The sequence below is a fragment of the Ottowia sp. genome (genome assembly GCF_047601385.1).
Taxonomy (GTDB): Bacteria; Pseudomonadota; Gammaproteobacteria; order Burkholderiales; family Burkholderiaceae_C; genus Ottowia.
In genome coordinates, this window is sequence record NZ_JASGJP010000001.1 from 1,307,301 (window position 1) to 1,332,306 (window position 25,006).

A 25,006-nucleotide genomic window follows, 5' to 3' on the forward strand; every position below is an offset into this window, starting at 1 on the left:
CCGGCGCCCGCCCCGCCTGCGCTGGATGGCAAAATGGCTCTGAAAACCAACCCGCACCGCACATGGGCCGCCGCATCAAGCTGTTCGTTCTCTCCGTCCGCGACCTGATCGCCTCGGCCGGCCCGGTGGCATTCATCGCGCTCGGGCTGCTGGTGGCGGCCTACTGGTGGCTGGACCCGCAGCCGCCCACGACGGTGCGCATGGCCACCGGCCCGGAGGGCAGCGCCTACGCCGGCTTCGGCCGCCGCTACGCCGCCGCGCTGGCGCGCGAAGGCATCGCGGTGGAGCTGGTCCCCACCGAAGGCTCGGTCGCCAACCTGAAGCTGCTGCGCGAGGGCGCCGCCGACGTGGCCTTCGTGCGCGGCGGCAGCGGCGCGGCACCGGCTGCGCTGGCGGCATCGGCGGCTTCGGCGGCGGCTGCCGCCGAAGCGCCGGGCGACGACGAATCCAATCTGCTGTCGCTCGGCGCGCTGTTCTACGAGCCGCTGTGGATCTTCTACCGCCCCGACGCGCTGGCCGCCGCGCCCGGCGCCGCCGACCCGCAGGCGCTGTCGCAGCTCAGCCACCTGCGCATCAACGTGGACCAGCCCGGCAGCGGCGTGCCGGAGCTGATGCAGCGCTTCCTGCGCGCCAACGGCCTGAAGCCGGACGACATGACGCTCAGCCACCTGCCGCCCACCGCCGCCGCCGAGGCCCTGTCCGCCGGCCTGCTGGACGCGGTGGCGCTGACCAGCGCCCCGCAGTCCGCCGTGGTGCGCCAGCTGCTGCGCGCGCCGGGCGTGAAGCCGCTGGAGCTGGCGCAGGCGGATGCGTACACGCGGCGCTTTCCGTTCCTTCGCACCGTCACGCTGCCGCGCGGCGTGGCCGACCTGGCGGCCGACGTGCCGCCGCGCGACGTGACCCTGCTGGCCGCCACCACCTCGCTGCTGTCGCGCGAGGACACGCACCCGGCGCTGCGGCAGTTGTTCGCGCAGGCGGCGCAGGGCATCCACGGCCGCGCCGGCTGGCTGAACGGCCTGCGCGAGTTCCCCAACACGCGCACCAGCGAGCTGCCCGTCAGCGCCGAGGGCGAGCGGGCCATCAACGGCACGCCGCCGTTCTGGCAGCGCTACCTGCCGTTCTGGGCCAGCAACCTGCTGGACCGCATGTGGCTGGTGATCGGCGGCCTGATCGTGCTGCTGCTGCCGCTGTCGCGCGTGGTGCCGCCGCTGTACACCTTCCGCGTGCGGCGGCGCGTGTTCCGCTGGTACGCACGGCTGCGCCAGATCGAGGCGCGCATGGAAGACGGCCGCGGCGACCGCGCGGACATGCTGAACGAGCTGGACGAACTCGACCGCGTGACCCACCAGATCGCCGTGCCGCTGGCGCACGCCGACGAGCTGTACGCGCTGCGCAACAACATCGAGAAGGTGCGCAGGCGGCTGCTGGCCAAGCGCGTGGATTCCGAATGAAAACAGGCTCCAGCGCCCGCCGGACAAGCGCTGGCAGCTATTTTTTCAGTAGCTCAGAAACATCGCCTGCACCTCGCCGGCGTCCTGCGTGCGCGTGAGCGCCAGCGCCGCCAGCAGCCGCGCGCGGGGCGCGTTCTGGTCGTCCGCCGCCACGCTGCCGCAGCCATCGTCGTCGAACGTGGCGTTGCGGATCACCGGCCCCGCGCCCACGCGCGAGGCGCGCACCAGCAGCACGCCGCGCGCGCGCAGCCCGATGAACGCATCACGCAGGTAAGCCGGCACGGTGCCGCCGCCGAAACCCGCGTGCACGATGGCACGGGCGCCAGCGGCGACCCAGGCGTCGTACGGCTCGCGCCGCAGGTTGCCGTGGCTGGCGACCAGGCCCACCAGCGGCAGCGCGTCGATGCGGCCGATGTCGAACGCGCTGTCGGCCGTGTGCGGCCGCGCCAGCGCGCGCCACCAGCGCGGCGCGCCCTCCACCACCCCCCCCAGCGCGCCGTGCGGCGAGGCGAAGGCGTCCAGCCGCAGGGTGTGCACCTTGGCGACGTCGCGCGCGCTGTGGATCTCCTCGTTCATCACCACCAGCACGCCGCGCCCGGCCGACGAGGGGTGCGCCGCCACCGCCACCGCGTGCAGCAGGTTGACCGGCCCGTCGGCCGCCAGCGCGGTGGCCGGGCGCATGGCGCCGGTCAGCACCACCGGCTTGCGGCTGGGCACGGTGAGGTGCAGGAAGTAGGCCGACTCCTCCAGCGTGTCGGTGCCGTGGGTGACGACCACGCCGTCCACGTCGTCGCGCGCGCACAGCGCGGCCACGCGGCGGGCCAGTTGCAGCAGGTGCGAATCGGTGAAGTCGGCCGAGTCGATCTGCATCAATTGCTCGGCGTGCAGGTCGGCCAGCCGCGCCAGGCCGGGCACGGCGGCGATCAGCTCGCCCACCGGCGCCACGGCGGCGCGGTAGGCCGCGCCCTCGCCCGTGCCCGCGCCGGCGATGGTGCCGCCAGTGGCAAGCAGGGCGATGCGGGGGCGCGGGGAATCGGCGGCGGTCATCATGCGCGCTATTGTGCCGGCCGCTACACTGGCCGCACCGATCGACTTTGGGGAGCAACGACATGAAGCACAAGACCGTTCTGCTGGCCGCCGTGCTGGCGCTGGCCGGCTCGGCCCACGCCGCGCTGAGCGCGCACAACACCGACGCGGTGCGGCCGAACTCGCCCTTCAAGGAAGCCGGCATGCCCGACGCGGGCACCTTCAATCCCGCCGGGCCCGACGCCGCGCCGTCCGCCGTGGCGGCACCGGTGGCGGCGCCAGCCGCCAGACCCCCCCACCCGCCAGCCAGCGTGGCCCGCCAGCGCCCGCCCAGGCCCTACGCGCTGGCGGCCTCGCCCACGCTGCCGTGCGCGCCGGCCTACTGCCCGAGCGCGGTTCGGGTCCGCGCGGACCGCAACTGAAGCCATGCGCCTCGCCCACCTGGCCGCGGCCGCCGTCCTGGCGCTGCCCCTGTCCGCCTGGCCCGCGCTGAAGCCGGGCGATGCCGCGCCGCCGTTCCGCACGCCAGCCGCCGTGGGCGGCCAGGTCTTCGAGTTCGACCTGGCCGAGGCGCTGAAGAAGGGGCCGGTGGTGCTGTACTTCTTCCCCAAGGCGTTCACCAAGGGCTGCACCATCGAGGCCAACGCCTTCGCCGAGGCCACGCCCCGCTTCGCGGCGCTGGGCGCGGCGGTGGTGGGCCTGTCGCACGACGGCATCGACACGCTGCGGAAATTCTCGGTCGAGGAATGCCGCGACAAGTTCGCCGTCGCCTCCGACCCCAAGGCGCGCACCATCCAGGCCTACGACGCCGCGTCGCTGCTGCCCGGCATGGCCAGCCGCATCTCCTACGTGATCGGGCAGGACGGGCGCATCGCCTTCGCGCACGAGGGCAGCAACCCGCTGCAGCACGTGGAGGAAACGCTCAAGGCCGTGCAGCGGCTGGGGTCCGCGCGCCGCTGAAGCCGGTGCGCCGAGCCGGTCAGGGCGCCAGGTCGAACACCAGCACTTCCGCGTCCTCGCCGTTCGACAGGCGCAGCAGCGGCTCGCCGGCGATCAGCGCGGCGTCGCCGCCTTCCAGGCGCTGGCCGTTGACCTCCAGCACGCCGCGCACCAGGTGCACGCAACCCTTGCGAGATGGGTCCAGCGCCAGCTCGGCCGCCTCGGCGCCGTCGAACAGGCCGGCGTACAGCCGCGCGTCGGCGTTCAGGCTCACCGCGCCGCCCTCGCCCGCCGGCGCGGCCACCAGGGCCAGCCGGCCGCGCCTGTCGGCCGCGTCGATCTTCTTCTGCTCGTAGCCTGGCGCGATGCCCCGCGCGGCAGGCTCGATCCAGATCTGCAAGAAATGCGTCGCCTGGTCGGCCCGGTGGTTGAACTCGCTGTGCATCACGCCGCGCCCGGCGCTCATCCGCTGCACCTCGCCGGGCGGAATCGCCTTGACGTTGCCCATGCTGTCCTTGTGCGCCAGCTCGCCGGAGAGCACGTAGCTGATGATTTCCATGTCGCGGTGGCCGTGCGTGCCGAAGCCGGCGCCGGGCGCCACCCGATCCTCGTTGATCACGCGCAGGTTGCCCCAGCCCATGAAGCGCGGGTCGTGGTAGTCCGCGAACGAGAAGCTGTGGAACGACTTCAGCCAGCCATGGTCGGCATAGCCGCGGTCCCGGGACTTGCGGATGTGCAGCATCGTTGAATTCCTTGGAACGTGTGCGTGCGCCCGAATGCGCCGCGCAGCCAGTACTTTAGGCACGCGGCGGCCGGCTTCGACGGCGATGGCCTGAAGACATCGTTCAGATCGCCTGAACGACAATCCACCCATGCCCACCGCCCGCGAAGCCCTCACGCCCGACGCCCTGGCCATGCTGCAAGCGGTGGCCGACAGCGGCAGCTTCGCCGCCGCCGCGCGCGCCCTGGGCGTGGTGCCCAGCGCGCTGACCTACCGCGTGCGCCAGATCGAGGACGCGCTGGACGTGCTGCTGTTCGACCGCAGCGCGCGCCAGGCGCGCGTCACCGAGGCCGGCGCCGAGCTGCTGCGCGAGGCCCCGCGCCTGCTGGGCGAGATCGACGCCGTCGCCAACCGCGTGCGGCGCGTGGCCACCGGCTGGGAAGCGCAGCTGACCATCGCGCTGGACAGCGCCGTCGCCATCGAGCCGGTGCTGGAGCTGGCCGCCGGCTTCTACGCCCCGGCGCCGCCCACGCGCCTGAAGCTGCTGGACGAATCGCTGCTGGGCACCGTGCGCGCGGTGACCGAAGGCCATGCCGACCTGGCCATCGGCGCCATCGTCGACGCCACGCAGTCGTTCGCCGCGCCGGGCGTGCACAGCCGGCCGCTGGGCGAGCTGCGCTTCATCTACTGCGTGGCGCCGCGGCACCCGCTGGCCAAGACGCGCGGGCCGCTCACCGACGAGCTGCTGCGCCACCACCGCGCCGTGGCCACCGCCGACTCCTCGCGCGGCGGCCAGGGCATGACGATGAACCTGCTGGGCGGCCAGGACGTGCTCACCGTGCCCACCCTGCGCGCCAAGCTGCAGGCGCAGCTGCATGGCCTGGGCGGCGGCTTCCTGCCGGAGCCGATGGCGCGTCCCTACGTCGAGGCCGGCCGCCTGATCGTGCGGCCGACCGCGCGGCCCTCGCCCACCGGCCAGATGCACTGCGCCTGGCGCGTGCCGGCGCACGGCCGGCCCGGCAAGGCGCTGCAATGGTGGCTGGAGCGCATCGACCAGCCGGCCACGCGCCGCGCGCTGCTGGACGGCCATCGCGCGGACGGCAGCGTGTAGAGTGCGCGCATGACCTCCGCCCGCCCCGCCGCCCGCCCCGCCGCCCGCCGCACCGTCCAACACATCGCCGTCGTCGGCGCCGGCATCGCGGGGCTGGCCTGCGCGCGCACGCTGCGCCAGGCCGGCCGCCAGGTGAGCGTGTTCGAGGCCGGCGCGCAGGTGGGCGGCCGCATGGCGGTGGCGGCCTCGCCCTTCGGCGGCTTCGACGCCGGCGCGCAGTACTTCACCGTGCGCGATGCCCGCTTCGAGCGCGCGCTGCAAACCACTGCCCCCGGCCTGGCGCGGCGCTGGAGCGCCAACGCCGTGCGCGTGCTGGACGAGCACGGCCGCGTGGTCGAAGCCGCCCTGCCGGTGCGCGAGCCGCACTGGGTGGCCACGCCCGACATGAACGCCATCGCCCGCCGCTGGGCCGAGCCGCTGGCCGCCGACCTGCACCTGGGCACGCGCGTGTGCGCCATCGCGCGCGACGCGCTGGCCCCCGGCCGCTGGCAGCTGCACACCCAGGGCGAGACCGACAGCGCCGTGCACGCCGGCTTCGACGCCGTGCTGCTGGCCGTGCCCTCGGGCCAAGCGCGCCTGCTGCTGGGCGGCCTCGCCGCCGCCCGGCCGCCCGAAGGCGGCGAGCACCCCCTCGGGGGGCAGCGGAGCATGCGAAGCAGCGGAGCGTGGGGGTACGCTTCCGCCGCCCGGCCGCCCAAAGGCGGCGAGTGCCCCCTCGGGGGGCAGCGAACCACGCGCGGCGGGGAGCGTGGGGGCCTCCAACCGCTGGCCCAGGCCATCGCCAACGTGCAGGCCGCGCCGTGCTGGACGCTGATGCTGGCCTACCCCCAGGCCGCGCAGCCCGGACTGCACACGCTGGGGCCGCAGTGGAACGCCGCGCGCAGCACGCACCACCGCATCGCCTGGCTGGCGCGCGAATCGTCCAAGCCCGGGCGCGAGCCGATCGAGCGCTGGACGGTGCAGGCCAGCCCCGCCTGGTCGCGCGAGCACGCCGGCGACGACGAGGCGCGCGCCGGCGCCAAGCTGCTGAAGGCGTTCGCCGAGATCACCGGCATCCGCGCCACCCCCGCCTGGTCGCGCGCCGTGCTGTGGCACGAGGCGCAGACCACCGCGCCGCTGGGCCGCTCGTTCTTGTGGGAACCCGCCAGCGGGCTGGGCGCCTGCGGCGACTGGTGCCTGGGCCACCGCGTGGAAGACGCCTTCGTTTCGGGGCTGGAACTGGCGCTGGCCGTGCTCTGACGCTCGTCCAGGGCGCCCAGGCCGCTGCGCATGTACGTTGGACGCTTCGCCCCCTCGCCCACCGGTCCCCTGCACGCCGGCTCGCTGGTCGCCGCGCTGGCCAGCTGGCTGGACGCGCGCGCCCACGGCGGCCGCTGGCTGGTGCGCATCGAGGACATCGACACCCCGCGCTGCGTGCCCGGCGCCGACCAGATCATCCTTCGCCAGTTGCACGCCTGCGGCCTGCTGCCTGATGAGCCGCCCGCCTGGCAATCGCGGCGCGGCGCGCTCTACCGGCAGGCGCTGGACCAGTTGAACGCCAACGGCCGGGCCTACCCCTGCGCCTGCTCGCGCCGGGACGTCGAGGCCGCGCAGGCGGCGCGCGGCGTCACGCGCGCGCGCGGCGCCGAACTGCCCTACCCCGGCACCTGCCGCCCCGAGCGCGGCGGCCTGCGCGGCCGGCCGCCCCGGGCGTGGCGGCTGCGCACCGATGTTCATGAGCCAAATTGGCCTCCAGCGCCCGCCAGTCAAGCGCAATCAGCTATCGATAACGAAGCAAACGTGGTGAACTGGACGGACCGCCGCCTGGGCCTGCAAACGCAGGACGTGGCGCGCGGCGTGGGCGACTTCGTGCTGCTGCGCGCCGACGGCCTGTGGGCCTACCAGCTGGCCGTGGTGGTGGACGATGCCGCGCAGGGCATCACCCACGTCGTGCGCGGCGAAGACCTGGCCGACAACACGCCGCGCCAGATCCTGTTGCAGCGCGCGCTGGGCCTGCCCACGCCGGCCTACCTGCACACGCCCCTGGTGCTGGCCGCCGACGGCCACAAGCTGAGCAAGCAGAACGGCGCGCAGGCACTTGACCTGGCCGACCCGCTGGCCGCCCTGCTCGCCGCCGCCGCGCGCCTGGATCTGCCCGCGCCGGACCAGCCCGGCCCCCTCGGCGACGCGCTGGCGCACTGGGTATCCGCCTGGCGCCGCCGCTGGATCGGGCGCCCTGACCCGTTACACGGCGACACCACAAAGTCCACCGTTCATCGCAAATAATTCTTATTTAAGATATACTGAGGCCTTCATCGTGGGAGACGTCGAAGGCGCCAAGCCGACCGACGTCATTTCGCCAGCCAGCGGTTTTTCCGGATAGCCAGGCGTTTTTTTGCAATCCCTAACCCTTTCGGGCCTTCAGGCCCTGAGGGGTTAGGGATTGCGCTTTTTGCGCTGCCGATGACGCACCAGCAGGCCACGCCCGCGCGCCCTTTGGCGGGTTTCCGATGGAGGCAACGGCATCCCCCACCCCGTCATCCCCGCGCAGGCGGGGATCCAGGGGCTCCGGCGAGAAGCAGCGCTGGATCCCCGCCTGCGCGGGGATGACGAGGTTCTTCGTCACCCGCTGGCTTTATCGGCTTCGCTGGTGAAGGCGTCGGCGTAGAACTCTTCCTCCGGCAAGCCGGCCTGCACGTAGTCGTGGCGCGCCGAATCGACCACGATGGGCGCGCCGCAGGCGTAGACCTGATGGCCGGAGAGGTCGGCAAAATCTTCCAGCGCCGCGCGGTGCACGAAGCCGGTGCGGCCGCGCCAGCCGTCCTCGGGCAGCGCATCGGAAACCACGGGCACGTAGGTCAGGTGCGGCATCTCGGCCAGCCGCTCCTTCACCCAGGCGTCGAGGTACAGGTCCTGCGGACGCCGGCCGCCCCAGTAGAGCACCGCGTCGCGCGTGATGCCCATGAACCGCATGTGCTCGATGATGGCCTTGATCGGCGCGAAGCCCGTGCCCGAGGCCAGCAGCACGATGGGCTTGGGCGAATCGTCGCGCAGGTGGAAGCTGCCGTACGGCCCCTCGATGCGCAGGATCTCCTTCTCCTTCATCGCCGTGAACACGTGCTCGGTGAACTTGCCGCCGGGCATGTGGCGGATGTGCAGATCGACCATTGGCGCGCCGCTTTCCAGCAGCGTGTGCGGCGCGTTGGCCATGCTGTAGCTGCGCCGCGCGCCGTCGCGCAGGATGAACTCGATGTACTGCCCGGCGTGGTACTGGACGACGTCGTTGGCGGGCAGTTGCAGCCTGAGGCGCATCACGTCGTGCGACAGCCGCTCCAGCTGCGCCACGCGCGCCGGCATCTTCTTGATCGGGAAGGCGCCCGCGTGCGTGACCTGGCGCGACTCCAGCACCACGTCGCTGGTGGCCCGGCCGCAGCAGGTCAGGATGTAGCCCTGGGCCTCTTCCTCGGCCGACAGCGCCTTGGACTGGTGCGGCCCCAGCTCCACCGTGCCCGAGAGCTTCTTGCACTTGCACGAGCCGCAGGCGCCGTCCTTGCAGCCGTAGGGCAGGCCGATGCCCTGGCGGATGCCGGCCGACAGCAGCGTCTCGCCCGGCTCGGCCTCGAAGGTGCGCGCGCTCGGCTGCACGGTGATGGTGTAGGTCATGGGATGGTTATGCTGTGCGCCGCCGCTTCGGCGCGGGAAAGGCCGATTTTGCCCTCTAACCAGACTCCACTCGGCGCGCTGCCAGCGCGCTTTCGGTGCACGCGCGTGCTGATCATCGGCCACGGCGACGTCGGCCAGCGCGTGGCGCGCCTGCTGCCCGCCCGCGTGCGCGTGCTGGCGCTCACGCGCGAGGCGGCGCGCCTGCCGGCGCTGCGCGCGCAGGGCGTGCTGCCGCTGCTGGGCGACCTGGACGACACGGCCAGCCTGCGGCGGCTGGCGGGCCTGGCCACCCACGTGCTGCACCTGGCGCCGCCGCCGGCCGAGGGCGCGGGCGACCCGCGCACCGCCGCGCTGCTGCGCGCGCTGGCGCGGCGCGGCGTGCCGCAGGCGCTGGTCTATGGCTCCACCAGCGGCGTCTACGGCGACTGCGGCGGCGCGCTGATCGACGAGACTCGGCGCCTCAGCCCCGGCACGGCGCGCGCGCGCCGCCGCGTGGCGGCCGAGCAGGCAGTGCGCGCCTTCGGCCGCGCGGCCGGCGTGCGCGCGAGCATCCTGCGCATCCCCGGCATCTACGCCCCCGACCGCGAAGGCGGCACGCCGCGCGCGCGCCTGCTGCGCGGCACGCCGGTGCTGGCGCCGGAGGACGACGTGTTCACCAACCACATCCACGCCGACGATCTGGCGCGCGCCTGCATCGCCGCGCTGTGGCGCGGCAAGCCGCAGCGCGTGGTGCACGCCAACGACGACAGCGCGCTGAGGATGGGCGAGTACTTCGACCTGGCGGCCGATCTCTACGGCCTGCCGAAGCCGCCGCGCATCTCGCGCGCCGGCGCGCAGGCGCAGCTGCCGCCCGCGCTGCTGTCCTTCATGAGCGAGTCCCGCCGCATGGACAACCGGCGCCTGAAGCGCGAGCTGCGCCTGCGCCTGCGGCATGCCACGCCGGCCATTGGCTTGCTATATTCATAAGAGCTATTCGCGCCCTCCGGGTGGCCGATAGAGGCATTTTCTGCCCTGATCTCGGGCAGGGCAGAACCCCGGGCCTGTCACGCCGGCCGCGCCGCCTTTAGGCTTGTGCCATGGCCGCGCGCTACGTGGTCTGCATCCTGCCCCCTCTCGACGGAGCAGTTCAGCCCAGGCTACCGGCGACGAGGTTCCGCCACCGGCGCGCTGGCGGGCCTGGGCGCGCCGATCCGATCGTTACGCAGGCACGGGAATGGATGCGCACCGGGTGGAAGAGGCCGGGAACGCCCCCGCGAGGGGCTCGCTCGGCGGCGCCGCCGCGAATCAGGTCTCCGCGCCGCCCTTCAGCCAGCGTACCCCTTTGACCCAGGCAGCGGCCGCACCGGTCATGAAGTCACGCAGGACGACGGCCTGCCGCGGCAACGCCTTCAAGGGGGTGGCAATGAGGTTCCACGAGACGACCGCGTCCTTGATGGGCGCGGCAGTGACTCGCCCCGCATCGAGCACCGCGGCAATGCTCGAATAGGACGTCACCCCGTGGATGCTGCCGGAGCCGACCAGGGCGCGGATGGCGAGATGAGAGTTGGTCTCGAACCCGACCTGGGGCGCGAAGCCGCCGCGGCCGAGTACCTTCTCCAGCGTGAGGCGAATGATGTTCGGGCGGCTTGCCGTGCAGAGCACGTGCTGCGCCACGGTGCGGGCGCTCACGGGGCGGCCCATTCGCAGTTCGCCGCGAGGGTGCGACACCAGAACCAGCGGCTCGCGCAGCAAGGGCTGCATCCGGGCGCCGGGCGAGTGGTCCAGGTCGGACACGATGGCCAGGTCCAGCGCGCCTACCCGCACCTGCTCGCGCAACTCGAGCGTGGTGCCTTCGATCAGCAGCATGGAGACGGCGGGATACCGGTTGCGGAACTCGGTCAGGGCCGGGGCGACGTAGCTCTCCACGAGGCTCCTGGGCACACCAAATCGCACGTGGCCGGATATTTCCTTGGAGCGGTCAGACAGGTCGGTTCTGAGCGCGTCGAAATCGCGCACCACGGACGCGGCGCGGTGCAGCATCTGTTCGCCCAGCGCGGTGAGGGTGACGCCGCGCTCGCTGCGCTCGAAAAGGTCTTCGCCGAACTCATCTTCCAGCAGCCTGATCTGGCGGCTCAGGGCGGGCTGCGCGGTGTGCAGGACGGTCGCGGCCCTGGAAATGCTGCGCATCTCGGCGACCTGAATGAAGGTTCTCAACTGGCGGATGTTCATGGTCGATCTCGTGTCCTGGCTATGCCGAAATTTTATTGCCGTATCAAAAAATAGTCTTTGATGGGATGGCATGCCATCCGTACAGTGCCCGGGTTCCCGATACCAATATCCACAAGGAGACAAGCCATGAATCGAAGATTGTTTGCCGGCCTGCTGGCGCTGGCCCCCGCCCTGTTCACCACGCTGCCGGCAGTCGCCCAGGCCCCCGCGTACCCCAGCCGCCCGGTCCGGATCGTGGTGCCCTATCCGGCGGGCACGTCACCCGACGTGGTGGCGCGCTTGCTGGCGGACAAGCTGCAGCACCCCTTGGGCCAGCCGGTGATCGTCGAGAACAAGCCCGGCGCCTCCGGGATGATCGCCGGCGAGTTCGTGGCCCGCAGCCCGGCCGACGGCTACACGCTGTTCATGACCGTCACGGCCGTGATGGCCATGAACCCGCACCTCTACCCCAACGCCAAGTACGACCCGCTCAAGGATTTCCGCGGCGTGTCCCTGGTGCTGGACCTGCCTTTCGTGCTGACCGGCTCGCCGGCCAAGCCCTACACCACCAGCCTGAAGGCCCTGATCGACGCCGCCCGCCAGCAGCCCGGCAAGCTAACCTATGCCAGCGCGGGGGCCGGCAGCCATTCCCACGTGGCGACCGAATGGTTCACCAGCCTGGCGGGCATCCGCATGGAGCACGTGCCCTATTCGAGCGCGCAGATGACGACCGACTTGGTCTCCGGGCTGGTCGATGTGTATCTCGATCCCATCCTCACCGCCGAGCCGATGGTCAAGAGCGGCAAGGTGCGGGCGCTGGCGGTGACCGGCGAGAAGCGCTCGCCGCTGCTGCCCGACGTGCCGGCGATCAACGAGCTGTTCCCGGGCTTCGTCACCTATGCCTTCCAGGGCATCTTCGCGCCGGCCGCCACGCCCGACGCCGTCGTGCAGCGCCTGTCCACGGAACTCACCAGGATCATCCAGATGCCCGAGATGCAGGCCCGCATCACCGGCTGGGGCTACCTGCCCATCGGCGGCAGCGGCGCCGACCTGGACGCACGCCTGCGCCGCGACTACGAACTCTACGGCCGGATCATCCGCGACAAGGGCATCAAGGTGAACTGAACGCCCGGCCCCGCCCCACCCCCTCTTTCCCACCCCCATCAGGAGACCACCGCCATGGCCGCTCGCCAGAAAATGCAGAAGATCCCCGGCCGCGCCGCATTGAAGATGCACCCGCGCGACCCCCTCGAAACCTACGTGGACCAGAAGGTGCTCGAGGAAACCGCCCGCAAGGTCTCGAACTGGAACCGCTGGGGCCCCGACGACGAGATCGGCACGCTCAACTTCGTCACACCCGAGGACATCGTCAAGGCCACGGCCCTGGTCAAGCGCGGCAAGAGCTTCGCGCTGGCCCTGCCCTTCGACCAGAACGGCCCGCAGAACGCCGGGGGCTGGGGCATGCGCTTCAACCCCATCCACACCATGACGGCCACCGGCACCGACGCCGTGACGGGCCAGCAGGGCATGGCGGGCGGCGGCTACGCCGACGACATCGTGACCATGCCGCTGCAGTGCGGCACGCAGTGGGACGGCCTGGGTCACGTGTTCTTCCGCGACAAGATGTGGAACGGCTACCACGCCAAGCTGGTCGATGCGATGGGCGCGGCCAAAAACGGCATCGAGAAGACCCGCAGCGGCATGGTCGGGCGCGGCGTGCTGCTGGACATCGCCCGCTACAAAGGCGCCGACTACCTGGAGCCCGGCTATGGCATCTCCAACGCCGACCTTGAAGGCTGCGCCAAGGCCCAGGGCGTGGAGGTGCGCCGCGGCGACTTCCTGATCTGCCGCACCGGCATCATGGAGCAGTGCCTGGCCGAGGCCGACTGGGGCTCCTATGCCGGCGGCGCCTCGCCGGGCATGCGCTTCGAAACCGCCGAGTGGCTGCACGCCCGCGAGGTGGCCGCCATCGCCACCGACACCTGGGGCTGCGAGGTCATTCCCAACGAAACCACCGTCACCTTCCAGCCCTGGCACCAGATGGTCATCCCGATGATGGGCATCACCATGGGCGAGATCTTCTACCTGGAAGAACTGGCCAAGGACTGCGCCGCCGACGGGGTGTACGAATTCCTCTTCGTGGCCCCGACCCTGCCGATCACCGGCGCGGTGGGCTCGCCCGTCAACCCGCAGGCCATCAAGTAGGGAGCGCTTTCATGGACATCCGTTTGGATGGGAAGGTCGCGCTGATCACCGGCGCCAGCCGAGGCATCGGGCAGGAACTCGTGCGCCAGTTCGCGCGCGGTGGCGCCAAGGTGGTGCTCTGCGCACGCCGGACCGAGCCGCTGCGGCAGCTGGCCGCCGAACTGACGAGCGAAGGCCGCGACGTCCTGGCGCTCGCGGCCGACGTCACGCGGCCCGACGACGTGGCCAGCCTGGTCGGTCAGACGCTGGCGCGCCACGGCCGCCTCGACGTGCTGATCAACAACGTGGGCATCGCCGGGCCGACCAAGGCGATCGAGGACACCGATCCGGCCGAGTGGAACGACACACTGGCCGGCAACCTCACCAGCAGCTTCCTGTGCCTGCGCGCCGTAGTGCCGGCGATGAGGAAGAACGGCGGCGGCGCGGTGGTCAACATCGGCTCCGCGACCGGCAAGCGGGCGCTGCCTTATCGCGTCGGCTATGCGGCCGCCAAGATGGGCCTCATCGGCATGACGCGCACGGCCGCGGAGGAACTGGGCCCGCACGGCATCCGCGTCAACTGCATCTGTCCCGGCGCGGTCGATGGCGAGCGGCTGAACGAAATCATCGCGGGCCAGGCCGCCCAGCGCGGCGCCACCGCCGAGCAGATCAAGCAGGCATTCCAGGGTTTCTCGCCACTGAAGGCGCTGGTGCAGGCCGACGACGTGGCCCACCTGGCACTCTTCCTGGCCTCGGACCGCGCGCGGCACATGACCGGGCAGGACATCAACGTCACGGCGGGCATCGTCATGTACTGAGTCCAGTGCAGCGATCACGAGGAGCGTGGCGCGGTGATCGGCGAGCAAACGCAGCGCGAGGGGTATGGCGCGCGGCATGCCTAGCGCGCCCTGTACCGCACAATCCCATGGTGCCCGGGGCCGGGGTCGAACCGGCACGGTGTTGCCACCGGCAGATTTTGAATCTGCTGCGTCTACCGATTTCGCCACCCGGGCAGCGCGGAGAGCCAAGCCGAAAATTATGGCACAGTGCGCGGCATGGACTACCCGACGATCGAAGATGCCGTGGGCAACACGCCGCTGGTGCGGCTGCAGCGCCTGGGCGCGCAGGATCATGCCGCGCGCGGCAACGTGCTGCTGGCCAAGCTGGAGGGCAACAACCCCGCGGGCTCGGTGAAGGACCGGCCGGCGCTGTCGATGATCCGGCGCGCCGAGGAGCGCGGCGACATCAAGCCGGGCGACGTGCTGATCGAGGCCACCAGCGGCAACACCGGCATCGCGCTGGCGATGGCGGCGGCCATCAAGGGCTACCGCATGGTGCTGATCATGCCGGAAGACCTGTCGGTGGAACGCGCGCAGACCATGAAGGCCTTCGGCGCCGAGCTGATCCTGACGCCGCGCTCCGGCGGCATGGAATACGCCCGCGACCTGGCCGACAAGATGGTGGCGCAGGGCAAGGGCGTGGTGCTGGACCAGTTCGCCAACCCGGACAACCCGCGCATCCACTACGAGACCACCGGCCCGGAGCTGTGGGCGCAGACCGGCGGGCGCATCACCCATTTCGTCAGCGCCATGGGCACCACCGGCACCATCACCGGCGTGTCGCGCTTTCTGAAGGAGAAGAACCCGCAGGTGCAGATCGTCGGCGCGCAGCCGCAAGAGGGTTCGCGCATTCCCGGCATCCGCAAGTGGCCGGAGGAATACCTGCCGAAGATCTACGATCCGCAGACGGTGGACGAGCTGGTGCTGGTGGACCAGCTCGATGCCGAGGACACGGCCCGGCAGCTGGCGCGCGAGGAAGGCATCTTCGGTGGCATCTCCTCCGGCGGCGCAGCCTGGGTGGCGATGCAGATCGCGCAGCGCGTGCAAGGCGCGACCATCGTGTTCGTGGTGTGCGACCGGGGCGACCGCTACCTCTCCACGGGCGTCTTCCCGGCCTGAAGAAATCTGAATCAAATCGGCCTCCAGCGCTTGCTGGACAAGCGCTGGCAGCTACTTTTTTAATAGCACATGACGGACTGGAACTTCTGCCCCTGCTGCGCCACCGCGCTGGCCATGATCGCCGTCGAGGAGGACGGGGGCCCGAAGGAGCGCCTGCGCTGCCCGGCCTGCGGCTTCACGCACTGGAACAACCCGACGCCAGTGCTGGCGGCCATCGTCGAATACCGCGGCCAGGTGCTGCTGGCGCGCAACGCGGCCTGGCCGGCGAAGATGTTCGCGCTGATCACCGGCTTCATGGAGGCGGGCGAGACGCCACAGGAAGGCATTGCGCGCGAGGTCAAGGAGGAAACCAACCTCGACGTGCGCGAGGTCAACATCGTCGGCGCCTACGACTTCCAGCGCATGAACCAGGTCATCATCGCCTACCACGTGGTGGCCGAGGGCGAGGTGAAGCTCTCGCCCGAGCTGGTGGACTGGCGCCTCTACGACCTGCCCGACCTCAAGTGCTGGCCCGCCGGCACGGGCTACGCGCTGGCCGACTGGCTGCGCTCGCGCGGGCACGAGCCGGTGTTCTTCACCGCCGAGGAAAACGCCGAGCGGCGCCGCGGGCTCGATTGACCGGGAATCGGGCGATGGACGTTGCAAAGGAAGTCGATGCGCGCGGGCTGAACTGCCCGCTGCCGATCCTCAAGGCCAAGAAGGGGCTGGCCGAACTGCAAAGCGGCCAGTTGCTGCGCGTGCTGTGCACCGACGCCGGCTCGGTGCGCGACTTCCAGGCCTTCGCCAGGCAGACCGGCAACGATCTGGTCGATCAGCAGGCGGTGGGCGACGAGTTCATCCACGTGCTCAGAAGACGTTGAGCGTTGAGCGTGTATCGATATTCACGCAAAACGCTCGCCGTTGAACGCTCAACCTTCTAAAAAGCCAGCGCCTTCAGGTAGTCGCGGAACGCCGCGCCCATCTGCGGGTGCTGCAAGGCCAGTTCCACCGTGGCTTGCAGAAAGCCTTCCTTGCTGCCGCAGTCGTAGCGCTTGCCTTCGTATTGGTAAGCGTAGACGCGCTCCGACTGCATCAGGCGCGCGATGGCGTCGGTCAGCTGGATCTCGCCACCGGCGCCGGGCGGCTGGGCGCGGATCTCGTCGAAAATGCGCGGCGTCAGGATGTAGCGGCCGGCCACGCCCATGCGCGAGGGCGCCTCTTCGGGCGCCGGCTTCTCGACGATGCGCTCGATGCCGATCAGCCGCTGACCGGCCGGCGTGCCGGCCACGATGCCGTAGCGCCGCACCTGGTCGGCCGGCACCTGCTGCACCGCCAGCACCGAGCCGCCCAGCGACGCGAAGGCATCCACCATCTGCGCCAGCACCGGCGCGCCGCCCGGCGGGCCGACCATCAGGTCGTCGGCCAGCAGCACGGCGAACGGGTGTTCGCCCACGATGTGCGCCGCGCACAGCACGGCGTGGCCCAGGCCCAGCGAGCGCGGCTGGCGCACGTAGGTGCAGTCCATGTCGGCCGGCTGCACGGCGCGCACCACGGCCAGCAGCTCGGCCTTGCCGGCGGCCTCCAGCTCGCTCTCCAGCTCGTAGGCGGTGTCGAAGTGGTCCTCGATGGCGCGCTTGCTGCGCCCGGTGACGAACACCATGTGGCGCACGCCGGCGGCGTAGGCTTCCTCGACGGCGTACTGGATCAGCGGCTTGTCGACGATGGGCAGCATCTCCTTCGGGCTGGCCTTGGTGGCCGGCAGGAAGCGCGTGCCCAGGCCGGCGACGGGAAATACGGCCGTATGGACCTGGCGGGGTGCTTGCATGAACGTAGGGGAGCGGGTTTAAATTGCCGGACAATCACGAATCTGGCACTGGCCGGGCGCACGTGCCGGAACGGCGGTCCGGCCAGGGCATCCAGCACATCGCTACGGGAGGCCAACTTGGAAATCGTGTTGCTACAGGATTTGGCGACCGACGCCCGCCGGTGGCTGGCGGCACGCCATCAGGTCGATTATGAGCCAGAGCTGGCCGACGACCCGGCCCTGCTGCGCAGCCGCATCTACAAGACCCAGGCGCTGGTGGTGCCGCCGCGGCTGAAGATCAACAGCCAGCTGCTGGACTTCGCGCCCCGGCTGGTGGCCATCGGGCGCATCCACGACGGCACCGACAACGTCGACTTCGAGGCCTGCCAGCGGCGCGGCGTGCGCGTGATCCAGGCGTCCACCGCCACGGTGCGGGCCAGCGCCGAGTACCTGCTGTCGTCGCTGCTGTCGCTGTACCGGCACGGTGCGCATCCACACGTCTTCGGCCAGCGCGCGCCGCTGGGGCGCGAGGTCAACGACAGCGTGGTGGCGCTGCTGGGCATGGCGCCGCCGGCCCAGATGCTGGCCACCATGCTGGTGCCGCTGGGCGCGCGGGTGGTCGGCTACGACCCGGCGGTGCACCGCAGCGCCGAGCTGTGGCGCCGCCTGGGCGTGCAGCCGATGGGGCTGAACGAGATGCTGGAGATCGCCGACGCGGTGTCGGTGCAGATGGCCTACGCCACGCGCTACCGCGGCCTGGTGGGCGAGCGCGTGCTGGCGTCGTGCAAGCCGGGGCAGTTGTGGACCAGCATCGCGCGCCCGGCGCTGTTCGACCTGGAGGCGCTGGCCGCCGCGCTGCGCTCGGGCGCCATCGGCGCCTTCCTGATGGACAGCGACGACGAAGCGCTGGCCGAAAACCACAGCCCGCTGCGCGGCCTGCTGAACCTGCGCATCACGCCGCGCGTGGCGCCGCTGACACAGGAATCGCAACTGCGCGGCAGCTGGTACCTGGCCGACCGCCTGCACGAGACGCTGGTGCTGGCCGACGCCGACCACCGCCAGGTCACGCCGCCGCCGATCAGCCGGCCGGCGCCGCTGGCTTAAGCCAGCCGGCGGAGCTGGTCGCGCAGCTTGTCCAGCGCGGCGCCGAAGTCGGCCACGCGCTTTTTCTCCTGCTCGATCACGGCCGGCGGCGCCTTGGCGACGAAGGCTTCGTTGCCGAGCTTGGCGTTGGCCTTGGCGATTTCCTTCTCCAGCCGCTCGGCTTCCTTCGCGAGGCGCGCGGTCTCGGCCGCCTTGTCCACCTGCATGAACAGGGCCAGGCGCGCGTCGCCCACCACGGCCACCGGCGCGGCGCCGGCGGCCTGCGCCCAGACGGCCTCGTCTGTGAACACCTTCACCTCGCTCAGCTTGGCCAGTGCCTGCAATACGGCAGCCTGCTGCCCGATGAACGCCGCGTCGCCCAGCGCGTAGAGCGGCAGGCGCTGCGCGGGCGAGACGTTCATCTCGCCACGCAGGTTGCGGCAGGCATCGACCAGGGCCTTCAGGCGGGCCACCTCGGCTTCGGCCGCTTCGTCGATGTTCTCGTCCTGCGCCTGCGGATAGGGCGCGACGGCGACCGAATCGCCCGTCTTACCCGCGACGGGCGCCACCGCCTGCCAAAGCGCCTCGGTCACGAAGGGAATGATGGGATGCGCCAGCCGCAGGATGGCTTCCAGCACGCGCACCAGCGTGCGGCGCGTGGCGCGCTGCCGCGCGGGCGTGCCGGTCTGGATCTGCACCTTGGCGATCTCCAGGTACCAGTCGCAGAACTCGTTCCAGACGAAGTCGTAGATCGTGTTCGCCACCGTGTCCAGCCGGTAGTCGGCGAAGCCCTTGGCGACGGCAGCCTCGGTCTTTTGCAGCAGGCTGACGATCCAGCGGTCGGCGGCGGAGCGTTCGACGGCCGAGTCGCCTTCGATACCGCAATCAAACCCCTCGGTATTCATCAGCACGAAACGGCTGGCGTTCCAGAGCTTGTTGCAGAAGTTGCGGTAGCCCTCGCAGCGCTTGCTGTCGAAGTTGACGGTGCGCCCCAGCGTGGCCATGGCGGCGAAGGTGAAGCGCAGCGCGTCGGCGCCGTAGCCGGGAATGCCGTCGGGGAATTCCTTCCTGGTGTTCTCGCGCACCTTGGGCGCGGTCTCGGGCTTGCGCAGGCCGGTGGTGCGCTTTTGCAGCAGCGGCTCCAGCGCAATGCCGTCGATCAGGTCCACCGGGTCGAGCACGTTGCCCTCGGACTTGCTCATCTTCTTGCCGTGCGCGTCCAGCACCAGGCCGTGGATGTACACGTCGCGGAAGGGCACGCGGCCGGTGAAGTGGGTCGTCATCATGATCATGCGCGCGACCCAGAAGAAGATGATGTCGTGGCCCGTCACCAGCACGCTGCTGGGCAGGTAGAGCGCCAGGTCTTCCGTCTTGTCGGGCCAGCCCAATGACGAAAAAGGCACCAGCGCGGACGAGTACCAGGTGTCCAGCACGTCTTCGTCGCGGCGCAGCGCGCCGGTGTAGCCGGCTTTCTGGGCGCTGGCGCGCGCCTCGTCTTCGTTCCTTGCTACGAAAACCATACCGTCGTCGGCGTACCAAGCAGGAATCTGGTGGCCCCACCAGAGCTGGCGGCTGATGCACCAGTCCTGGATGTTGTTCATCCACTGGTTGTAGGTGTTGACCCACTGCTCGGGCACGAAGCGCACCTGGCCGGACTGCACGGCGTCGACGGCCTTCTGCGCGATGCTCTTGCCGTTCGCATCGGGTTTGCTCATCGCCACGAACCACTGGTCCGTCAGCATCGGCTCGATGACCTGGCCGGTGCGGGCACAGCGCGGCACCATCAGCCTGTGCTTCTTGGTCTCGACCAGCAGGCCCTGCGCCTGCAAGTCGGCAACGATGGCCTTGCGGGCGTCGAAGCGGTTCAGGCCGCGGTACTGCTCGGGCGCCTCGCCGTTGATGGTGGCGTCGAGGTTCAGCACGCCGATCATCGGCAGGCCATGCCGCTGGCCCACGGCATAGTCGTTGGCGTCGTGCGCGGGCGTGACCTTGACCACGCCGGTGCCGAAGTCCTTGTCCACATAGTCGTCGGCGATGACCGGAATCTCGCGGCCCACCAGCGGCAGCACCACGCGCTGGCCGATCAGGTGTTTGTAGCGCTCGTCCTCCGGGTGCACCATCACGGCCACGTCGCCCAGCATGGTCTCGGGGCGCGTGGTGGCGACCACCATCTGCCCGCCGCCGCCCGCCAGCGGGTAGGCGATGTGCCACAGGAAGCCGTCTTCCTCCTCGCTCTCCACCTCCAGGTCGCTGACGGCGGTCTTCAGCTCCGGGTCCCAGTTGACCAGGCGCTTGCCGCGGTAGATCAGGCCCTGCTCATAGAGCCGCACGAAGGTCTCGGTGACGACCTTCGAGAGCTTCTCGTCCATGGTGAAGTACTCGCGGCTCCAGTCGACGCTGGCGCCCATGCGGCGCATCTGCCGCGTGATGGTGTCGCCCGACTGCTGCTTCCACTCCCACACGCGGGCGACGAAGTTCTTGCGGCCCAGGTCGTGGCGCGTCTGGCCTTTTTCCTGCAACTGGCGCTCGACCACGATCTGCGTGGCGATGCCGGCATGGTCGGTGCCCGGCACCCACAGCGTGTTGAAGCCCCGCATGCGGTGGTAGCGCGCGAGGCTGTCCATGATGGTCTGGTTGAACGCGTGCCCCATGTGCAGCGTGCCCGTGACGTTGGGCGGCGGCAGCTGGATGGCGAAGTTCTCGCCCTGGGCGGCGGCCTCGGCGCTGGGCGCGCCGGTGCCGCGCCAGCCGGCGCGCCCCAGGCCGCGCCGCTCCCACGCGGGGCCCCACTGCGCCTCGATGGCGGCGGGTTCGAAGGACTTGGACAGGGACTGAAGTCCCGGCTGCGAGGGCTGGTCGGACATGGCGGGGGACGGCGGTGCCGTGAAGTGCGGAGCGGGGGCGCGCGTTGAGCGGCTGATTTTAGCGGCCCGCACGCCATCCATTTTTATGAATGAAATCGGCCTTCAGAGCCCGCCAATCAAGCGCCAGCAGCTATCATAATAGTAGTTTTCAATGCCCGGCATGCGCATTCAATAGAATCGCCGCCATGCTGGCGCCGCCCGACGTTCAAAGCCTCTCCGGCCTGGTACGGCGGCTGCGCCAGTGGGCGCTGGCGGCAGGCGGCGGAATGCACGCCGCCGACTCGGCGCACCCCGGGCCGCGCTGGATGTGGCTGTCGCCGCCGGCCGGCGGCGCCGTCGCGGCGCTGAAGGCGCGGGCGTGGCGGCTGGAGCGCGCGTTGTGAGCGCTGACGAAGACCGCCGCTTCGGCGGCCTGGCGCGGCTGTACGGCGCCGAGGGCGCGCGGCGCATCCGCGCGGCGCACGTGGCGGTGGTGGGCATCGGCGGCGTCGGCTCCTGGGCCGCCGAGGCGCTGGCACGCAGCGGCGTCGCCACGCTGACGCTGATCGACCTGGACCACGTGGCCGAATCCAACGTCAACCGCCAGGTGCATGCGCTGACCGGCACGCTGGGCCAGGCCAAGGTCGAGGCCATGCGCGAGCGCATCGCGCAGATCCACCCCGGCTGCACCGTGCACGCGGTGGACGCCTTCGCCGAGCCCGCCAGCTGGCCCGGCCTGCTGCCCGCGCCCGTGCACGCCGTGATCGACGCCTGCGACCAGATGGCCGCCAAGGTGGCCATGGCCGCGTGGGCGCTGCGCAGCGGCGCGGGCTTCATCACCGTGGGCGCGGCCGGCGGCAAGCGCCACGGCGAGCAGGTGCAGATCGCCGACATCGCCGAAGCCACGCACGACCCGCTGATCGCGCAACTGCGCTACCGCCTGCGCCGCCACCACGGCGCGCCGGCGGGCGGGCGGCGCATCGGCGTGCCGGCCGTCTTCAGCCGCGAGAGCGTGCGCATGCCCGAGGCGTGCGAAGCGCCCGCCGGCGTGGACGGCAGCCTCAACTGCCACGGCTACGGCTCCAGCGTCGCCGTCACCGCCACATTCGGCCTGTGCGCCGCCGGCTGGGTGCTGGACCGGATCGCCCTGGGCACATTCGACGCCAGGCTATAATGGAAAGCTTTCCGGAGCGCAGGGCCATGTGCTTGGCGCCCCGGTTGGGGGACGTTAGCTCAGTTGGTAGAGCAGCGGACTTTTAATCCGTTGGTCGCAGGTTCGAATCCTGCACGTCCTACCAGATCAAAAACAAAAACCCTGCCATCTCATCAGCGGCAGGGTTTTTTGTTGGGAAACGCGGCCTATTCGCCCAGGTAGGCCGCCCGCACCTTCGGGTCGGCCAGCAGGGCCTTGCCCTCGCCGGACATGGTGATCAGGCCGGACTCCATCACGTAGCCGCGGTCGGCCAGCGCCAGCGCGCGGCTGGCGTTCTGCTCCACCAGCAGGATGGTGACGCCCTGCGCGTACACGTCGCGCACCACCTCGAACACCTTGTCCACCATGATGGGCGACAGGCCCATCGACGGCTCGTCCAGCAGCAGCAGCTTGGGCCGGCTCATCAGCGCTCGGCCCATGGCCAGCATCTGCTGCTCGCCGCCGGACATGGTGCCGGCGAGCTGGTCCTTGCGCTCGCGCAGGCGCGGGAAGATGGTGAACACCTTCTCGACGTCGGCGGCGATGCCCGCCTTGTCGCGGCGGATGTAGGCGCCCATCAGCAGGTTCTCGGTGATCGTCATGCGCGTGAACACGCCGCGCCCCTCCGGCACCATGGCCAGGCCCTGCTTGACCAGGTCCCACGGGCCCTGGCCCTTGATGGACTTGCCCAGGTATTCGATGTCGCCGCCGGCCAGCGGCAGTGTGCCGGTGATGGCCTTCATGGTGGTGGTCTTGCCGGCGCCGTTGGAGCCGATCAGCGACACCAGCTCGCCCTCGCGCACCTCGAAGTCCACGCCCTTGACAGCCTGGATGCCGCCGTACGCGACCTGGAGGCCGCTCACTTTCAACAGAGTCTGTGCCATGTTCAGTGGCCTCCCGTACCGAGGTAGGCCTCGATGACTTTCTCGTTCTTCTGCACCTCGGCCGGCGTGCCCTCGGCGATCTGCTTGCCGTAGTCCAGCACCGTGACGCGGTCGCACAGGCCCATGACCAGCTTCACGTCGTGCTCGATCAGCAGGATGGTGCGGTCGTCGCGGCGGATGCGGTCGATCAGCTCGCGCAGCTGCACCTTCTCGGTGGCATTCATGCCGGCGGCGGGCTCGTCCAGCGCGATCAATTGCGGGTCAGTGGCCAGCGCGCGGGCGATCTCCAGGCGCCGCTGGTCGCCGTAGGACAGCGTGCGCGAGCGGTAGTGCGCGTACTTGCCGATGCCGACGTAGTCGAGCAGCGCCTGCGCGCGCTCGGCGATGGCCTGCTCCTCCGCCTTGAAGCCGGCGGTGCGGAAGATGGCGCCGATCAGCCCCGAGTGCGTGCGCACGTGGCGGCCGACCATCACGTTCTCCAGCGCCGTCATGTCGGCGAACAGGCGGATGTTCTGGAAGGTGCGCGCGATCCCGGCCTTGGCCACCTGGTGCACGGCCTGCGGCCGGTAGGGCTGGCCGGCCAGCTCGAAGCTGCCGCTGTCGGGCGTGTAGAGCCCGGTGATGACGTTGAAGAAGGTGGTCTTGCCCGCGCCGTTGGGGCCGATCAGGCCGTAGACCTGGCCGCGCCGGATGGTCAGGCCCACGTCCGACAGGGCCTGCAGGCCGCCGAAGCGCTTGGACACGCCCTGGACCTTGAGTACGGTATCCGTTGTGCTCATGAGGTTCGCGCTCCGCTGCTTCTCAGGGGTTGACCGGGAACTGCCGGTTGTCGGTATTGCCCGGCACGGCGTCGGCGGGGAAATCGACCCCCGGCGGGTTGTCCTGGGCCGACACCGGCATCGCCTTGCCGCCCACGCCGCTGCCGGGGCGCGCCTTGCCGTGCTCCGGCGAAGGCCACAGGCCGCGCGGGCGCAGCAGCATGATGACGATCATGGCCAGGGCGATCAGCAGCTGGCGCAGGATGGCCGAATCCAGCCGCCCGTCCGTCATGGCCTGCAGCGGGCCGGCCACGTGGCGCAGCACCTCGGGCAGCGCCGCCAGCAGCACCGCGCCCAGCACCACGCCCGGCAGGTGCCCGATGCCACCCAGCACCACCATGGCGACGATCATCACCGACTCCATCAGGCTGAACGACTCCGGCGACACGAAGCCCTGGAACGCCGCGAACATCGAGCCCGACACACCGCCGAACGAGGCGCCCATGCCGAAGGCCAGCAGCTTGAGGTTGCGGGTGTTCAGGCCCATGGCCTTGGCGGCGATCTCGTCCTCGCGGATGGCCATCCAGGCGCGGCCGATGCGCGAATCCTGCAAGCGCTGGCAGATGACCACGGTGAAGACCACCAGCACCAGGAACAGGTAGTAGTACAGCGTGACCGACGGGATCTGGAAGTCGCCCACGCGCAGCGTCTTGCCCAGGTCGAGCCCGAACAGCTTGACCGAGTCGATCTGGTTGATGCCCTTGGGCCCGTTGGTGATGTTGTACGGGTGGTCCAGGTTGTTCAGGAAGATGCGGATGATTTCCCCGAAGCCCAGCGTGACGATGGCCAGGTAGTCGCCGCGCAGCTTCAGCACCGGAATGCCCAGCAGGATCCCCGTGATGGCCGCCAGCGCCAGCGCCAGCGGAATCACCAGCCACAGCGAAGTGTGGAAGCCGCTGGGAAAAGCCGCGGCCATGGCCGCGAAGGTGTCCGTCAGGTGCGGCGAGGCCAGCAGGCCGTACATGTAGGCGCCGACGGCGAAGAAGGCGACGTAGCCCAGGTCCAGCAGGCCGGCGTAGCCCACCACGATGTTCAGGCCCAGGGCCAGCATCACGTACAGCAGCGCCATGTCGGCGATGCGCACCCAGGCGTTGCCGAACTGCTGCAGCACCAGCGGCAGCACCAGCAGCAGCGCGCCGCACACCACGAAGGCGACCAGCTTGTTCTTCTGCGTCATGTCGTGG

The 25,006-nt window shown here is 70.6% G+C and carries 25 protein-coding genes and 2 tRNA genes; 17 read left to right on the top strand and 10 right to left on the bottom strand.

All coding sequences use genetic code 11. The annotated features are described in order from the left end of the window. Positions 1-62: 62 nt before the first annotated feature. Positions 63-1,451, top strand: a complete 1,389-nt coding sequence (locus tag QM772_RS06310) for a TAXI family TRAP transporter solute-binding subunit (protein WP_415134647.1) — start codon at positions 63-65, stop codon at positions 1,449-1,451. A 45-nt stretch (positions 1,452-1,496) separates the two neighbouring features. Here the strand turns inward: QM772_RS06310 and QM772_RS06315 are convergent, their stop codons facing one another. Next, positions 1,497-2,501 (bottom strand): asparaginase, encoded by a 1,005-nt coding sequence (locus tag QM772_RS06315; protein ID WP_415134649.1) that lies wholly within the window; start codon positions 2,499-2,501, stop codon positions 1,497-1,499. Positions 2,502-2,560: 59 nt separating this feature from the next. Here QM772_RS06315 and QM772_RS06320 point away from each other — a divergent pair, with 59 nt between their 5' ends. After that, positions 2,561-2,899: a hypothetical protein gene (locus QM772_RS06320; RefSeq protein ID WP_415134651.1), complete on the top strand. Its 339-nt coding sequence runs from the start codon at positions 2,561-2,563 to the stop codon at positions 2,897-2,899. Positions 2,900-2,903: 4 nt separating this feature from the next. Then, on the top strand, positions 2,904-3,437 hold the full coding sequence (locus QM772_RS06325) for a peroxiredoxin (RefSeq protein ID WP_415134653.1): 534 nt from the start codon (positions 2,904-2,906) through the stop codon (positions 3,435-3,437). Positions 3,438-3,456: 19 nt separating this feature from the next. Here QM772_RS06325 and QM772_RS06330 read toward each other — a convergent pair whose 3' ends face one another. Beyond that, a complete protein-coding gene (locus tag QM772_RS06330) occupies positions 3,457-4,158 on the bottom strand; it encodes a pirin family protein (RefSeq protein WP_415134655.1) in 702 nt (233 codons plus the stop codon). Positions 4,159-4,288: 130 nt separating this feature from the next. Here QM772_RS06330 and QM772_RS06335 point away from each other — a divergent pair, with 130 nt between their 5' ends. From QM772_RS06335 to gluQRS, 3 genes are read left to right on the top strand one after another with little or no spacing between them, the layout of a single operon-like run. After that, the gene (locus QM772_RS06335) at positions 4,289-5,248 is read left to right on the top strand and encodes a LysR family transcriptional regulator (protein WP_415134657.1); all 960 of its coding nucleotides are present in this window, start codon (positions 4,289-4,291) and stop codon (positions 5,246-5,248) included. 9 nt (positions 5,249-5,257) lie between these two features. Beyond that, positions 5,258-6,487 (top strand): NAD(P)/FAD-dependent oxidoreductase, encoded by a 1,230-nt coding sequence (locus tag QM772_RS06340; RefSeq protein WP_415134659.1) that lies wholly within the window; start codon positions 5,258-5,260, stop codon positions 6,485-6,487. A gap of 30 nt (positions 6,488-6,517) precedes the next feature. Further along, on the top strand, positions 6,518-7,513 hold the full coding sequence (gluQRS, locus tag QM772_RS06345; RefSeq protein ID WP_415134661.1) for a tRNA glutamyl-Q(34) synthetase GluQRS: 996 nt from the start codon (positions 6,518-6,520) through the stop codon (positions 7,511-7,513). A gap of 336 nt (positions 7,514-7,849) precedes the next feature. On the opposite strand, the gene QM772_RS06350 is transcribed toward gluQRS, so the two are convergent. Continuing rightward, positions 7,850-8,890, bottom strand: a complete 1,041-nt coding sequence (locus tag QM772_RS06350; protein ID WP_415134663.1) for a CDP-6-deoxy-delta-3,4-glucoseen reductase — start codon at positions 8,888-8,890, stop codon at positions 7,850-7,852. 48 nt (positions 8,891-8,938) lie between these two features. Here QM772_RS06350 and QM772_RS06355 point away from each other — a divergent pair, with 48 nt between their 5' ends. Beyond that, the gene (locus QM772_RS06355; RefSeq protein WP_415134665.1) at positions 8,939-9,856 is read left to right on the top strand and encodes an NAD-dependent epimerase/dehydratase family protein; all 918 of its coding nucleotides are present in this window, start codon (positions 8,939-8,941) and stop codon (positions 9,854-9,856) included. A gap of 318 nt (positions 9,857-10,174) precedes the next feature. Here QM772_RS06355 and QM772_RS06360 read toward each other — a convergent pair whose 3' ends face one another. Further along, positions 10,175-11,098, bottom strand: a complete 924-nt coding sequence (locus QM772_RS06360; protein WP_415134667.1) for a LysR family transcriptional regulator — start codon at positions 11,096-11,098, stop codon at positions 10,175-10,177. Positions 11,099-11,224: 126 nt separating this feature from the next. Between QM772_RS06360 and QM772_RS06365 the strand changes: the two genes are divergently transcribed. From QM772_RS06365 to QM772_RS06375, 3 genes are read left to right on the top strand one after another with little or no spacing between them, the layout of a single operon-like run. Next, on the top strand, positions 11,225-12,202 hold the full coding sequence (locus tag QM772_RS06365; protein WP_415134669.1) for a Bug family tripartite tricarboxylate transporter substrate binding protein: 978 nt from the start codon (positions 11,225-11,227) through the stop codon (positions 12,200-12,202). Positions 12,203-12,256: 54 nt separating this feature from the next. After that, the gene (locus tag QM772_RS06370; protein ID WP_415134671.1) at positions 12,257-13,282 is read left to right on the top strand and encodes a cyclase family protein; all 1,026 of its coding nucleotides are present in this window, start codon (positions 12,257-12,259) and stop codon (positions 13,280-13,282) included. Positions 13,283-13,293: 11 nt separating this feature from the next. Continuing rightward, positions 13,294-14,079 carry an SDR family NAD(P)-dependent oxidoreductase gene (locus QM772_RS06375; RefSeq protein WP_415134673.1) on the top strand — a complete coding sequence of 262 codons (786 nt, stop codon included), beginning with the start codon at positions 13,294-13,296 and terminating at the stop codon, positions 14,077-14,079. A 108-nt stretch (positions 14,080-14,187) separates the two neighbouring features. Here the strand turns inward: QM772_RS06375 and QM772_RS06380 are convergent. Continuing rightward, positions 14,188-14,274, bottom strand: a tRNA-Leu gene (locus QM772_RS06380). Positions 14,275-14,316: 42 nt separating this feature from the next. On the opposite strand from QM772_RS06380, the gene cysM reads away from it, so the two are divergent. The 3 genes from cysM to QM772_RS06395 all read left to right on the top strand — a co-directional run bounded on the left by cysM (position 14,317) and on the right by QM772_RS06395 (position 16,079). Continuing rightward, positions 14,317-15,219 (top strand): cysteine synthase CysM, encoded by a 903-nt coding sequence (gene cysM, locus QM772_RS06385; RefSeq protein WP_415134675.1) that lies wholly within the window; start codon positions 14,317-14,319, stop codon positions 15,217-15,219. Positions 15,220-15,288: 69 nt separating this feature from the next. Next, the gene (locus tag QM772_RS06390) at positions 15,289-15,837 is read left to right on the top strand and encodes an NUDIX domain-containing protein (RefSeq protein ID WP_415134677.1); all 549 of its coding nucleotides are present in this window, start codon (positions 15,289-15,291) and stop codon (positions 15,835-15,837) included. Between the two features lie 14 nt (positions 15,838-15,851). Next, positions 15,852-16,079, top strand: a complete 228-nt coding sequence (locus tag QM772_RS06395; protein ID WP_415134679.1) for a sulfurtransferase TusA family protein — start codon at positions 15,852-15,854, stop codon at positions 16,077-16,079. A gap of 56 nt (positions 16,080-16,135) precedes the next feature. On the opposite strand, the gene galU is transcribed toward QM772_RS06395, so the two are convergent. Further along, a complete protein-coding gene (gene galU, locus QM772_RS06400; protein WP_415134681.1) occupies positions 16,136-17,023 on the bottom strand; it encodes a UTP--glucose-1-phosphate uridylyltransferase GalU in 888 nt (295 codons plus the stop codon). 126 nt (positions 17,024-17,149) lie between these two features. Between galU and QM772_RS06405 the strand changes: the two genes are divergently transcribed. Continuing rightward, positions 17,150-18,106: an NAD(P)-dependent oxidoreductase gene (locus tag QM772_RS06405; protein ID WP_415139497.1), complete on the top strand. Its 957-nt coding sequence runs from the start codon at positions 17,150-17,152 to the stop codon at positions 18,104-18,106. Here the strand turns inward: QM772_RS06405 and QM772_RS06410 are convergent. Continuing rightward, entirely contained in the window at positions 18,103-20,949 is a 2,847-nt protein-coding gene (locus QM772_RS06410; protein WP_415134683.1) for a valine--tRNA ligase, read from the bottom strand. The genes QM772_RS06405 and QM772_RS06410 overlap by 4 nt on opposite strands. Before the next feature lie 185 nt (positions 20,950-21,134). Here QM772_RS06410 and QM772_RS06415 point away from each other — a divergent pair, with 185 nt between their 5' ends. The 3 genes from QM772_RS06415 (at position 21,135) to QM772_RS06425 (ending at position 22,226) form a co-directional block, all read left to right on the top strand. Then, the gene (locus tag QM772_RS06415) at positions 21,135-21,332 is read left to right on the top strand and encodes a hypothetical protein (protein ID WP_415134685.1); all 198 of its coding nucleotides are present in this window, start codon (positions 21,135-21,137) and stop codon (positions 21,330-21,332) included. Further along, entirely contained in the window at positions 21,329-22,102 is a 774-nt protein-coding gene (locus QM772_RS06420; protein ID WP_415134687.1) for a ThiF family adenylyltransferase, read from the top strand. Before QM772_RS06415 ends, QM772_RS06420 begins: the two co-directional genes overlap by 4 nt. A 48-nt stretch (positions 22,103-22,150) precedes the next feature. Further along, a tRNA-Lys gene (locus QM772_RS06425) sits at positions 22,151-22,226 on the top strand. Positions 22,227-22,287: 61 nt separating this feature from the next. On the opposite strand, the gene QM772_RS06430 is transcribed toward QM772_RS06425, so the two are convergent. The 3 genes from QM772_RS06430 to QM772_RS06440 are packed head-to-tail and all read right to left on the bottom strand — an operon-like array spanning position 22,288 to position 24,999. After that, on the bottom strand, positions 22,288-23,004 hold the full coding sequence (locus QM772_RS06430) for an ABC transporter ATP-binding protein (RefSeq protein WP_415134689.1): 717 nt from the start codon (positions 23,002-23,004) through the stop codon (positions 22,288-22,290). Between the two features lie 2 nt (positions 23,005-23,006). Continuing rightward, entirely contained in the window at positions 23,007-23,783 is a 777-nt protein-coding gene (locus tag QM772_RS06435; protein WP_415134691.1) for an ABC transporter ATP-binding protein, read from the bottom strand. Between the two features lie 22 nt (positions 23,784-23,805). Next, positions 23,806-24,999 carry an ABC transporter permease subunit gene (locus QM772_RS06440; protein ID WP_415134693.1) on the bottom strand — a complete coding sequence of 398 codons (1,194 nt, stop codon included), beginning with the start codon at positions 24,997-24,999 and terminating at the stop codon, positions 23,806-23,808. Positions 25,000-25,006: the final 7 nt, after the last annotated feature.

Coding starts and splice junctions, on each gene's coding strand:
- QM772_RS06310 (WP_415134647.1), top strand. CDS start 63: ATGGGCCGCCGCATCAAGCTGTTCGTTCTCTCCGTCCGCGACCTGATC.
- QM772_RS06315 (WP_415134649.1), bottom strand. CDS start 2,501: ATGATGACCGCCGCCGATTCCCCGCGCCCCCGCATCGCCCTGCTTGCC.
- QM772_RS06320 (WP_415134651.1), top strand. CDS start 2,561: ATGAAGCACAAGACCGTTCTGCTGGCCGCCGTGCTGGCGCTGGCCGGC.
- QM772_RS06325 (WP_415134653.1), top strand. CDS start 2,904: ATGCGCCTCGCCCACCTGGCCGCGGCCGCCGTCCTGGCGCTGCCCCTG.
- QM772_RS06330 (WP_415134655.1), bottom strand. CDS start 4,158: ATGCTGCACATCCGCAAGTCCCGGGACCGCGGCTATGCCGACCATGGC.
- QM772_RS06335 (WP_415134657.1), top strand. CDS start 4,289: ATGCCCACCGCCCGCGAAGCCCTCACGCCCGACGCCCTGGCCATGCTG.
- QM772_RS06340 (WP_415134659.1), top strand. CDS start 5,258: ATGACCTCCGCCCGCCCCGCCGCCCGCCCCGCCGCCCGCCGCACCGTC.
- gluQRS (WP_415134661.1), top strand. CDS start 6,518: ATGTACGTTGGACGCTTCGCCCCCTCGCCCACCGGTCCCCTGCACGCC.
- QM772_RS06350 (WP_415134663.1), bottom strand. CDS start 8,890: ATGACCTACACCATCACCGTGCAGCCGAGCGCGCGCACCTTCGAGGCC.
- QM772_RS06360 (WP_415134667.1), bottom strand. CDS start 11,098: ATGAACATCCGCCAGTTGAGAACCTTCATTCAGGTCGCCGAGATGCGC.
- QM772_RS06365 (WP_415134669.1), top strand. CDS start 11,225: ATGAATCGAAGATTGTTTGCCGGCCTGCTGGCGCTGGCCCCCGCCCTG.
- QM772_RS06370 (WP_415134671.1), top strand. CDS start 12,257: ATGGCCGCTCGCCAGAAAATGCAGAAGATCCCCGGCCGCGCCGCATTG.
- QM772_RS06375 (WP_415134673.1), top strand. CDS start 13,294: ATGGACATCCGTTTGGATGGGAAGGTCGCGCTGATCACCGGCGCCAGC.
- cysM (WP_415134675.1), top strand. CDS start 14,317: ATGGACTACCCGACGATCGAAGATGCCGTGGGCAACACGCCGCTGGTG.
- QM772_RS06390 (WP_415134677.1), top strand. CDS start 15,289: ATGACGGACTGGAACTTCTGCCCCTGCTGCGCCACCGCGCTGGCCATG.
- QM772_RS06395 (WP_415134679.1), top strand. CDS start 15,852: ATGGACGTTGCAAAGGAAGTCGATGCGCGCGGGCTGAACTGCCCGCTG.
- galU (WP_415134681.1), bottom strand. CDS start 17,023: ATGCAAGCACCCCGCCAGGTCCATACGGCCGTATTTCCCGTCGCCGGC.
- QM772_RS06410 (WP_415134683.1), bottom strand. CDS start 20,949: ATGTCCGACCAGCCCTCGCAGCCGGGACTTCAGTCCCTGTCCAAGTCC.
- QM772_RS06415 (WP_415134685.1), top strand. CDS start 21,135: ATGCTGGCGCCGCCCGACGTTCAAAGCCTCTCCGGCCTGGTACGGCGG.
- QM772_RS06430 (WP_415134689.1), bottom strand. CDS start 23,004: ATGGCACAGACTCTGTTGAAAGTGAGCGGCCTCCAGGTCGCGTACGGC.
- QM772_RS06435 (WP_415134691.1), bottom strand. CDS start 23,783: ATGAGCACAACGGATACCGTACTCAAGGTCCAGGGCGTGTCCAAGCGC.
- QM772_RS06440 (WP_415134693.1), bottom strand. CDS start 24,999: ATGACGCAGAAGAACAAGCTGGTCGCCTTCGTGGTGTGCGGCGCGCTG.